This is a genomic window from Methylobacterium sp. J-077 (genome assembly GCF_022829365.1).
In the GTDB taxonomy this organism is placed as follows: domain Bacteria; phylum Pseudomonadota; class Alphaproteobacteria; order Rhizobiales; family Beijerinckiaceae; genus Methylobacterium.
In genome coordinates this window covers 1-10,584 of sequence record NZ_JAKSYJ010000073.1, presented here as the reverse complement: position 1 = coordinate 10,584, position 10,584 = coordinate 1, and the positions used below count along the sequence as shown (strand labels likewise).

At 71.1% G+C, this 10,584-nt stretch carries 8 protein-coding genes; 5 read left to right on the top strand and 3 right to left on the bottom strand.

The annotated features are described in order from the left end of the window. The first annotated feature begins 505 nt into the window (after positions 1–505). Positions 506–1,408, top strand: a complete 903-nt coding sequence (locus MKL11_RS33370; protein ID WP_243940685.1) for an NAD(P)-dependent oxidoreductase — start codon at positions 506–508, stop codon at positions 1,406–1,408. 26 nt (positions 1,409–1,434) lie between these two features. Here MKL11_RS33370 and MKL11_RS04565 read toward each other — a convergent pair whose 3' ends face one another. Then, on the bottom strand, positions 1,435–3,372 hold the full coding sequence (locus MKL11_RS04565; RefSeq protein ID WP_243940683.1) for an ABCB family ABC transporter ATP-binding protein/permease: 1,938 nt from the start codon (positions 3,370–3,372) through the stop codon (positions 1,435–1,437). A gap of 86 nt (positions 3,373–3,458) precedes the next feature. Then, positions 3,459–3,662 carry a DUF1127 domain-containing protein gene (locus MKL11_RS04560; RefSeq protein ID WP_243940681.1) on the bottom strand — a complete coding sequence of 68 codons (204 nt, stop codon included), beginning with the start codon at positions 3,660–3,662 and terminating at the stop codon, positions 3,459–3,461. A gap of 102 nt (positions 3,663–3,764) precedes the next feature. On the opposite strand from MKL11_RS04560, the gene MKL11_RS04555 reads away from it, so the two are divergent. Continuing rightward, positions 3,765–5,099, top strand: a complete 1,335-nt coding sequence (locus tag MKL11_RS04555; RefSeq protein ID WP_243940691.1) for a PLP-dependent aminotransferase family protein — start codon at positions 3,765–3,767, stop codon at positions 5,097–5,099. Between the two features lie 7 nt (positions 5,100–5,106). On the opposite strand, the gene MKL11_RS04550 is transcribed toward MKL11_RS04555, so the two are convergent. Next, positions 5,107–6,513 (bottom strand): LysM peptidoglycan-binding domain-containing protein, encoded by a 1,407-nt coding sequence (locus MKL11_RS04550; RefSeq protein ID WP_243940689.1) that lies wholly within the window; start codon positions 6,511–6,513, stop codon positions 5,107–5,109. 229 nt (positions 6,514–6,742) lie between these two features. Between MKL11_RS04550 and MKL11_RS04545 the strand changes: the two genes are divergently transcribed. The 3 genes from MKL11_RS04545 to MKL11_RS04535 all read left to right on the top strand — a co-directional run. Then, positions 6,743–7,339: a TIGR00730 family Rossman fold protein gene (locus MKL11_RS04545; RefSeq protein WP_243940678.1), complete on the top strand. Its 597-nt coding sequence runs from the start codon at positions 6,743–6,745 to the stop codon at positions 7,337–7,339. 103 nt (positions 7,340–7,442) lie between these two features. Then, on the top strand, positions 7,443–9,209 hold the full coding sequence (locus MKL11_RS04540; RefSeq protein WP_243940687.1) for a methanol/ethanol family PQQ-dependent dehydrogenase: 1,767 nt from the start codon (positions 7,443–7,445) through the stop codon (positions 9,207–9,209). Between the two features lie 391 nt (positions 9,210–9,600). After that, positions 9,601–10,584 (top strand): phosphatase PAP2 family protein (locus MKL11_RS04535; protein ID WP_243940675.1); only part of this gene is annotated, 984 nt, incomplete at its 3' end.

Here is a 10,584-nt window from a genome sequence, read left to right as displayed (position 1 = left end):
GATAGGCGCGCGCGCGGGTTTGGCGCCCCCGGCGCGCCAACGGCCGCTCGAACTCACGCCCGTCTCCGAGCATCGCCCTTCATCGGTTCGCCGCCCGGGGCGATGGCGGCTGAGAGCGACCGACGCGGGCATCGCCCCGGCCTCCGAGCCCGCCGGTCAGCCAACGAACGGACCCCCGAGGAGTGCCCCGGGATCGCTCCCGAGGCACCGAAGGACAGGTGACGGCTAATGAGCACAAAATAGGAACATTGTCAAGGGGTGGAGGTTTGCCATCCGCGATTGCGGCGCCTCCTGATACGGCCGATACAGGTCGCCTCGAACGGCTGACGGCGGCCTTCACCGTCATTGCGAGCGCAGCGAAGCAACCTAGGGACACGCGACTTTTGGGGATCGCGCATTGCACTGGGTTGCTTCGCTGCGCTCGCAATGACGGCATGGGGTGGGTTGGGCCGTCCCAAATAATGCCGCTGGCCCGGTCCGAGGCTGCAATGGGGGGAGCCGTCCGGTGAAGAAACTCGCCATCCTCGGCCTCGGCGCGATGGGGCGCCCCATCGCCCGCAACCTCGCGGCCAAGCGTGAGTCCGGCTCCGAGACCCTCGTGGCGGTGGATGCCGACCCGGCCCGCCTCGCCGGGCTCGACGGGCCGGGCCTCATCGCGACGGCTGACGCGGCCGTGCTCGACGCCGCCGAGGTGCTGTTCCTGTGCCTGCCGAACGGCGACGTGGTCGAGGCGGCGCTGTTCGGCCCGGACCGCCTCGTCGAGCGGCTGGCGCCCGGGGCGATCGTGGTCGATCTCAGCACCATCGCCCATGCCGAGGCGCTCGCCCTCGGCCGCGCCGTGGCGGCGACCGGGCGGAATTTCGTCGACGCCCCGGTCTCCGGGGCGCCGGCCGGCGCCGAGGCCGGGACGCTCACGGTAATGTGCGGCGGCGACCCGGAGAGTGTCGCGGCGGTCCGGCCGCTGCTGGGGCGGATCGGCACCAGCGTCCTGCATATGGGGCCGGTGGGCTCCGGCCAACTCACCAAGACGATCAACAACGTGCTCTACGACATCAACATCGCGGCCTTGGCCGAGGTGCTGCCGATGGCGGTCGCCATGGGGCTCGACCCGGACCAGATCGCGCAGGTCGTGACCACCGGCACCAGCCGGAGCTACGCGTCGCAATACTTCGTGCCGCGCATCGTCCAGGGCCGCTTCGACGAGGGCTATCCGATGGGCGCGGCCTACAAGGACCTCGTCGCTGCCGCAGCGATCTCGGCCGAGGGCGGCTATCCCATGCCGGTGACGGCGGCGGCCACCGCGACCTACCAGACCGCTCTGCGCCAGGGCCACGGCGACCGGGACAAGGGCGCGATGGTGCTGCCCTTCGAGGATTTGCTCGGGGTAAAGGTTCGGTCCCGGAGATAGGCGCAATCACCTAGGCTTGGGTGCCCCTACTCCGCCGGTTCCGTCGCCGGCACCGCCCCGCGCCCGACCCGGATCGGCAGCACCGGCGCGTCGGCGCGCTGGAGCACCTCAAGCGCCGCGTCGGCCTCGCGCTGGCGGTCCCAGAGCGCCGCGTAGATGCCGCCCGCCTCCAGCAGCTCGGCATGGGTGCCGCGCTCGGCGATGCGGCCGTGGTCGAGCACCAGGATCGCGTCGGCGTTGACCACCGTGGACAGCCGGTGGGCGATCACCAGGGTGGTGCGGCCGCGGCTGACCCGGTCCAGCGCAGACTGGATCTCGGCCTCGGTAAAGGAGTCGAGCGCCGAGGTCGCCTCGTCGAGGACCAGGATCGGCGGCGCCTTGAGGATGGTGCGGGCGATCGCCACCCGCTGCTTCTCGCCGCCCGAGAGCTTCAGCCCGCGCTCGCCCACCGGGGTGTCGTAGCCCTCGGGCAGGCCGGAGACGAACCGGTCGATCTGGGCGAGCTGGGCCGCCTCGCGCAGCTCCGTGTCGGTGGCGTCGGCGCGGCCGTAGCGGATGTTGTAGCCGATCGTGTCGTTGAACAGCACCGTGTCCTGCGGGACCATGCCGATCGCGGCGCGCAGGGATTCCTGGGTCACCGCGGCGATGTCCTGGCCGTCGATGCTGATCCGGCCGGCCGACGGCTCGTAGAACCGGAACAGCAGCCGCGACAGGGTCGACTTGCCGGCCCCCGAGGGGCCCACCACCGCCACGGTCTGCCCGGCCCGGATCTCGAACGAGACGCCGCGCAGGATCGGCCGCTCCGGGGTGTAGGCGAAGCGCACATCCTCGAACCGCACCGTTTCGCCCGCCACCGCTAACGGTGCGGCGCCGGGCCGGTCGGCGATCTCGGGGTTCTGCCCAAGGATGCGGAACATGTCGTCGATGTCGATCAGCGCCTGTTTGATCTCGCGGTAGATCATGCCCATGAAGTTCAGGGGCATCGACAGCTGCACCAGCAGGGTGTTGGCGAGCACGAAGCCGCCGATCGTCGTGCGCCCGGCCAGGATGTCCCGGGCGGCGAGCCACATCACGATCGTCATGCCGATGGTGAAGATCACCGCCTGGCCGGCGTTGAGCACAGCCAGCGAGACGTAGGTCTGGGTCGAGGCTTTTTCGTATTTGGCCATCGAGACGTCGTAGCGGGCCGCCTCCCACCGCTCGGCGCCGAAGTATTTGACGGTTTCGTAATTGAGCAGCGAGTCCACGGCTTTGGTATTGGCGTCCGTGTCCGAAGCATTCATCCTGCGGCGGATGGCGATCCGCCACTCGGTCGCCTTGTAGGTGAAGCCGAGATAGGCCCCGACCGTGAGGAACGCGACCAGCGCGTAGCGCCAGTCGAACTCGTAGGCCAGCACGCCCAGCACCAGGGCGAACTCGACGATGGTCGGCACCAGGGTCAGCACCATCAGGCGCGACAATTCCTCGATGCCCGAGCGGCCGCGCTCCAGCACCCGGGTCAGACCGCCGGTCTTTCGCTCCAGATGGAAGCGCAGGGACAGGCGGTGCATGTGCTCGAAGGTCCGCAGCGCCAGGCGGCGCACCGCGTGCATCGCCACCTTGGCGAACAGCCCGTCGCGCACCTGGGTCAGCGCCGACATGGCGATCCGCGAGACGCCGTAGAGGGCGATCAGCAGCATCGGGGCGGCGAACAGGCCCGTCGGCAGCGGCGCATCCTTGCCGCCGATGGCGGCGACCAGCGCGTCGGTGATCCACTTGAAGGTGAACGGCGTCACCATGGTCACGAGCTTGGCGGCGAGCAGCAGCCCGAAGGCCAGGAACACCCGGCTCTGCAGGTCGGGCCGGTCGTGCGGCCACAGATGCGGCCACAGCCGTCGATAGGTGGCGAGCAGCCCGGGGCGCTCGGCCGAAGGGCGCCCAGCCTGGGGTGTGGACCCGGCCGGGGGCGCGGTGTCGTCGGTCATGCGGGATTCTGTGCGGGAGGAACAATCTTCTCCCCGCATATAGGTCCGTCGGACGAACGGGGCACCCGCGGCGGCCGCAGGGCCGGTCATCCTCTCCAGAACGGCTTTCGGATCTCGTGGCGCAGGTGCCAGGGCTCGATGCCGGCATCCCGCAGCTGGTCCGGATGCAGGGCGGCGAGCAACCTCCGGGTCCGGATGCGCTGCAGCCACAGACCCAGCAGGGATGGCCTGGACGGCCGGTTCGTGGGCCGCGTCGGCGTGATGGCGGACGGCGATGTGATGATCGACATGGCGGAGATTCCGGTGACGGGAGCAGTCCGGCCGGGATTGCGGCGCCAGGATTGAACCGATAGAGATCTCGGATCAATCGAAACATTGCACTCGGAGCAATGATGCGGGCTACCGATTACCGGGACGTCGCCGACGCGGTCGCGACCGAGATCGCCGCGGGCACGCTGCGCCCGGGTGACCGGCTGCCGCCGCAGCGGGATTTCGCCTATGCCCGAGGCATCGCGGTCTCGACGGCGAGCCGCGTCTATGCCGAATTGGGCCGGCGCGGGCTCGTGACCGGCGAGGTCGGCCGCGGCACCTTCGTCCGCTCCGAGCCGGGCCGGGCCGTGATCCTGCAACCGGAGCCGCCCCCGGCGGCCCTCGACCTGCAGCGGACCCATTCCCGGCTGCCGGAGCAGGAGGCCGTGCTGACCGAGACCCTGGCGGCCCTGGCGCGCAGCGGCGCCGAGATCGGCTTCAGCCAGTACGGCCCGGACGGCACGCCCCGGGCGCGCGCCGTGGCGGCCGGGTTCCTCGCCCGGGACGGCTACGCACCCGAACCCGCCGACATCCTGTTCACCGGCAACGGCCGGCAGGCGCTCGCGGCCGCCCTCGCGGCCCTGGCGGCGCCCGGCGAGCGGATCGGATGCGAGCCGCTGACCTATCCGGCGGTGCGGGGCATCGCGTCCCGGCTCGGGATCACCCTGGTGCCGCTGGCCATGGATGCCGAAGGCGTGCGCCCCGACGCGATCCTCCAGGCCCACCGCGCGACCCCGCTGAGCGGCGTCTATCTCCAGCCGACGCTGCAGAATCCGCTCGGCACGACCATGGGGCCGGCGCGGCGCGCCGACATCGCCCGCGTGCTCGAACGGACGGGGCTCATTGCGATCGAGGATGCCGTCTACGGCTTCCTGGCCGACACCCAGCCGATCGCCAGCCTGGCGCCGGACCGGACGATCCTGATCGATAGCCTGTCGAAGCGGGTGATGCCGGCCCTCACGATCGGGATCATCGCCAGCCCGCCGCACCTCACCGACCGGCTCGCGGCCTCGGTGCGCCAGGGCGCCTGGACGGCGCTCGGCCTGTCGCTCGCGGCCGGCCTGCACTGGATGTCCGGCGGCTCGGCGGCGACGCTCGCGGAGGCCAAGCGCCGGGACGCGGCATCCCGCCAAGCCCTGGCCCGGGACATCCTGGCGGGACTTACGGTGGTCGGCGATCCCCGCGCCTACCACCTCTGGCTCGAATTGCCCGAGACCTGGCGGGCGGAAGCTTTCGCCGCCGCGTCCTTACGCAGGGGCATCGCCCTGCTGCCGGCCCCAGCCTTCGCAGTGAATCCGGGCCACGCCCCGAACGCGGTCCGCCTCGCCCTGGCGACCCCGTCGCGGGAGGACCTTGCCGAGGCGCTCCGGAGCCTGCGGCGGCTGGCGGTGTCGGAGGACGATCAGGTCGTGGAGTGAGCGGGGCTCAGCCCCGCTTGTCGGTCGGCAGGATGAAGATCTGGCCCGGGTAGATCCGGTCCGGGTCGCGGATCTGGTCCTGGTTGGCGTCGTAGATCACGGTGTAGCGCTCGCCGCGGCCATAGGTGCGCTGGCTGATCCGCCAGAGATTGTCGCCCCGGCTGATCTTGGCCGTGGTGATCTCGGGCACGAACACCGCGCCGGCCCGGGCCGGGCCGCGCGCCTCGGCGGGGTTTTGGCTGAGGGCGGAGGGCATCTCCGCCGAGCTGGGGTTTTCCGCCCGCGGACGGGCTGTCCCCGGGCCGCCCCCGAGGGTGGGCTTGTCGGCGGGCCCGCGCCCCGCCCCCTCGCCGGCGGCGATGCGGGTCGGCTCGGGCACCGCGAGCGGCACCTCGGCCCGGGCGGCGACCTTGCCGGTGCGCGGATCGATCTGGTCGATCCGGACCTGGTACTGGCCCGGCTTGATCCCCCGCCCGATGGTGAAGCTCGCCCGGCCGTCCGGCCCGACGCTGCCCGGGGCGATCAGCGTGTCGTTGAGATAGAGCCGCAGCTTCGCGCCCGGCGTGCCGGTCGCGGTGACGAACAGCCGGCCGCTCTCTTGCACGTCGACGCTGACGATCTGAGCGGCCTGCGCCTTGCCGGTGGCCGCGACCGCGGGTTTCCCGGGGGGCGCCGTCTTCGCCTGCTGGGCGCCTGTCCCCGCGGCCGGCTCGGGGGCGCCCGGCTGCGACAGCACGACGGTGGCGGCGTCCGGGGCGGTCAGCGCCACCAGGGGCTGGCGGTCGCGGTTCGGGGCCACGTCGACCGCCACGCTCTGGCGCGAGTCGGCGGCGTGCCCGTCCTTGGTGGTCATGCGCAGCCGCAGGGCGCTGGAGCCCGCGGGCAGCGCCGGCGGCACCAGGGCGAACTGCCCGTTCGCGTCGGCGGTCGCCCGGGCCACGGGCTTGCCGTCGACCAGCATCTCGATCACGGCCTCCGGCGCGCCGCGCCCGGCCACCACCGCGTCGCCGTTGGGCTCGACCCGGACGATGTCGAAGCGCGGCACCGCGGCGGCGTCGGGCTCGGCCGGCTTGCCCTCGGGGCCGCCGATGCCGGCCGACAGGGCTGCGCCCGGTGCCGGGTCGGCCGCGGGGCGTGCGGCGGATCGGGTCTCGCCGGGCTTGGCTGCATCCGGCTTGGCCTGCCCCGTCTTGTCGTCGCGAAAATCGATCGCTGGCGCGCCGGATTGCGCCGTCGCCCCGGGCTCCGCCAGGCTGCCATGCGGCGCGGGGGCCGTGGCGGCGGGGGGCTCCGGCTCGTGCCGGTCGATCATCCGTCTCAAGGATTCGCCGCCGAACAGGGCCAGCACGAGGCCGAGGCCGCCGAGGAGGCCGGCGAGCGCCAGGGCGAGACTGCGCCGCACCTGTCTCGACATCGCCACGAAGGCCTCCTTGATCTGTTCCAGCCGCCCGGCGAATGGGCCGCCTGCCCGCTCGAAAACCGTCGACTGCGGCGCCCATAATACCGTACATGGTCCCGACACCAAGCCGTCCCGCCGCTTCGGCGGGTGAATCCCACGCGAATTCAGCAGTTTGGCGCGTGGAGCGCCGGGCACGGGGCTCTTTTTCGACGGCTCGCAACGGTTGCGTGATGGAGGGCGCCGGATGGCCCCGGTGAGGACAGTCTGTGTCTATTGCGGCTCCGGCTTCGGCGGAGACCCGGCGTTTCGCGCCGCCGCCGAGACCCTCGGCACGGCGATCGCGCAGGCCGGGATGGGCCTCGTCTACGGCGGCGGCGATGTCGGCCTGATGGGCACCGTGGCCCGCGCCGCGCTGGCGGCCGGGGGGCACGTCACCGGCATCATTCCGGACTTCCTCCAGGCGCGCGAGCACATGCTCGACGCCGTGCAGGAGACCGTGGTGGTGCCCGACATGCACACCCGCAAGCGCCTGATGTTCGAGCGCTCGGACGCCTTCGTGACCCTGCCGGGCGGCATCGGCACCCTGGAGGAGCTGGTCGAGCAGCTCACCTGGGCGCAGCTCGGGCAGCACCGGAAGCCGGTGGTGCTGGTCTCGGTGGCCGATTTCTGGGCGCCCCTGCTCGCCCTGTTCGCGCACATGCGCGGCCACGGCTTCATCCGCGAGGGGCTGGACCTCAGCTACAGCGTCGCCCGGGACGCGGCCGCGGTGGTGCCGCTGCTGCGTGAGGCCGGCCACGAGCCGGACCCGCAGGCCGAGGAGATCGTCAAAGAGAGCATGTGAGACCCGGACGCTTGGCCGCAGCGGCAATCCGGGCGGGCGATGCGGGCTCTCGGTGTATGAGACCGGCGCCGCCGCGCCGGGCGGCGGCGAGTGGGGTCCGAGCATGCGCGTCCCGATCCTGGCGGCCCTGACGCTCGCCGGCCTCGTCGCAGCGGCGGCCGCGGAACAGCCGCCCGTCCTCCAGACCCTCGACTACGCCAACACCCGCTATTCCGACCTCGCCCAGATCGATGCCGGCAATGTCGGGCGCCTCAAGGTCGCCTGGACCTTCTCCACCGGCTTGCTGCGCGGGCACGAGGGCGCGCCGATCGTGGTCGGGCACCGGATGTTCGTGCACACCCCGTTCCCGAACCTGGTCTACGCCCTCGACCTCGACCACGACGGCAAGATCCTCTGGCGCTACGCCCCACGCCAGGATGGGGGCGTGATCGCGGTCATGTGCTGCGACACGGTCTCCCGCGGCCTCGCCTACGCGGAGGGCCGGCTGTTCCTGCAGCTCGCCGACACCACGGTCGTCGCCCTGGATCCCGAGACCGGCCGGGTCCTGTGGTCGGTGAAGAACGGCGATCCGGCCCGGGGCGAGACCAACACCGCCACGGTCTTGCCAGTCCATGGCAAGCTCATCGTCGGCATCGCCGGGGGGGAGTACGGCGCTCGCTGCCACGTCACCGCGTACGACCAGGCGAGCGGCAAGCGCCTGTGGCGCGCCTACGCCACCGGACCGGATGCCGACATGCTGGTCGATCCCGAGAAGACCACCGCCCTCGGGCGTCCGATCGGCCGGAATTCCTCGCTCAAGAGCTGGGAAGGCGACCAGTGGACGATCGGCGGCGGCTGCAGCTGGGGCTGGTTCTCCTACGATCCGGAGTTGAACCTCGTCTATTACGGGACCGGCAACCCCGCGACCTGGAACCCGGCCCAGCGCCCCGGCGACAACCGCTGGACGATGGCGGTCATCGCCCGCGACCCCGACACCGGGATGGCGCGCTGGGTCTACCAGATGACCCCCCACGACCAGTGGGACTATGACGGGGTCAACGAGATGATCCTGACCGAGCAGGTGATCGACGGACGCCCGCGCCGGGTGCTGACCCATTTCGACCGCAACGGCTTCGGCTACACAATCGACCGCGCCACCGGCGAGGTGCTGGTGGCGGACAAGTTCGACCCCAGCGTGAACTGGGCGAGCCGGATCGACCTGGATCGCGCCTCTCCGGGCTACGGCCGGCCGGTGATCGACAAGCGCTACGCCCCGGGCGAGGCCGACGAGGAAGAAATCACCAAGAACATCTGCCCCGGGGCGCTCGGCGCCAAGAACCAGCAGCCCGCCGCCTACTCGCCGGCGACGCGGCTGTTCTACGTGCCGACCAACCACATGTGCATGGATTACGAGGCATTCCGGGTCACCTACACGCCGGGCCAGCCCTATGTCGGCGCGACGCTGACCCTGCACCCGCCCGAGGGCTCCGACCGGACCGGCGCGTTCATCGCCTGGGACGGGGCCGGGGGGAAAATCGCCTGGACGATCCCGGAAGCGTTCTCGGTCTGGTCCGGGGCGCTCGCCACCGCGGGCAACGTCGTCTTCTACGGCACGCTCGAAGGGTATCTGAAGGCGGTCGATGCCCGGGACGGGCACGAGCTCTACCGGTTCAAGACCCCGTCCGGCATCGTCGGCAACGTCACCACCTATCAATATGGCGGCCGGCAATTCGTGGCGGTGCTCTCCGGGATCGGCGGCTGGGCAGGCATCGGGCTCGCCGCCGGGCTGACCGACCCGGCCGATGGCTCGGGCGCGGTCGGCGGCTACGCGGCCCTGTCGCAATACACGGCGCCCGGCGGCCAGCTCACGGTGTTCGCCCTGCCGGAGTGAGACATGTCGGCCCCGCCCCGGGCTGGAGCGCTTCGGCGATTCGTCCACGGCGCCGAGAGATGGAATCCGCCGGCCGCACGGTGCTCCCCGAGAGGCTTGCCCGCTCCGCTGCCTCCTGCGGGAGGCGTCGTGCGTGCGGCCGGGATTTCCAGTCCAGGATCAGGGCGGTATCCGCGAGCCCTGTCGTTTTCGGATAAATGCAGAATGTGGAGCGTATAGTCTAAAACAAATCGAAGATTTTTCGCAAAATAAGCTGGCGTAACAAAGTGTTGCTGACGATTTACATTGCGTAACAGGCTGAATGTGTGACTGGATTATGACGATGCACCCTTCTTGAGCTTCGTTAGATCTGCGGTCGCGGGCCGGGTGGGCCGGATTGCAGGGGCGGATCATGAAACTGGGGCATGGGGTCTCGATCGCGGCGTTGATGGTCGCGGCGTTCGGTCCGGGGGTTCAGGCGCAGACGGCGAATACCACGCCCGCCAACGCCAACGTGTTGAACCTGCTGGCGCCGTTCCTGTCCTTGAACGGCACGACGATCGGCCAGCAGACGCTGCAGCTTAACCTGGCGCAGACGATCGCGCTGAACCAGAACGCCTCCCCCGCCCGGCAGCAGCTCGCGGTCAGCGACCGGACGGAGCCGGCCTCGGCCGGGATCACGACGGTCCTGGCGGATGGCACGATCATCCGGGTCGGCCTCGCCGGCAGCTTCGCGGGCGGCCTGCCGCTCCAGGCGATCCCGGACGGGAGCCGGGTGCAGCCGTATCAGCCGGTGGGCGGCCTCGGTCCGGTCCTCGGGCCGATCTACCAGACCGGGATCCGGGCGAGCACGGCCACGAGCGGGCCGCTCGCGGCGACCTTCAGCCTGCTCAGCGATGCGCTCGCCCTCAATATCGGCGGCGCGAGCGCCGGGAAGCATTATTTCGCCAACGGCGCCGTCAGCAACCCGACCGTGACCCCCGCCAATTACGTGCCGGTCCTTGCGGTGGGGCCGGCGGGTTACGCGCTGCCCAGAGCCAACGGCCTGCCCAACACCACCAGCAGCGTCTACGACCTCGCCTACGGGGTGACCAACACCCAACCCGGCCAGGACGTCTACGGCTCCTCGCGGCCGATCCAGGTGGTGCCGAACCGCCTGACCGCTTATGACGGGACGCAGCCGAACGACCTCGCGACCAGCCCGTCCTTCCCAAGCGGCCACACCACGGTCGCCTATACCAGCAGTTACTTGCTGGCGATGCTGGTGCCGCAGCAATACCAGAGCATGCTCGCCCGCGCCGCCGATTACGCCAATGACCGCATCGTGCTCGGCGTCCACTACCCGCTCGACATCATCGGCAGCCGGGCGCTGGCCGCCTACGACCTCGCGCAGGCG

What these genes read in the sequence shown, in the direction of transcription:
- MKL11_RS04560 (WP_243940681.1), bottom strand. Translation starts at nt 3,662, where the DNA reads ATGTCGATCATCACATCGCCGTCCGCCATCACGCCGACGCGGCCCACG.
- MKL11_RS04565 (WP_243940683.1), bottom strand. Translation starts at nt 3,372, where the DNA reads ATGACCGACGACACCGCGCCCCCGGCCGGGTCCACACCCCAGGCTGGG.
- MKL11_RS04540 (WP_243940687.1), top strand. Translation starts at nt 7,443, where the DNA reads ATGCGCGTCCCGATCCTGGCGGCCCTGACGCTCGCCGGCCTCGTCGCA.
- MKL11_RS04555 (WP_243940691.1), top strand. Translation starts at nt 3,765, where the DNA reads ATGCGGGCTACCGATTACCGGGACGTCGCCGACGCGGTCGCGACCGAG.
- MKL11_RS04545 (WP_243940678.1), top strand. Translation starts at nt 6,743, where the DNA reads ATGGCCCCGGTGAGGACAGTCTGTGTCTATTGCGGCTCCGGCTTCGGC.
- MKL11_RS04550 (WP_243940689.1), bottom strand. Translation starts at nt 6,513, where the DNA reads ATGTCGAGACAGGTGCGGCGCAGTCTCGCCCTGGCGCTCGCCGGCCTC.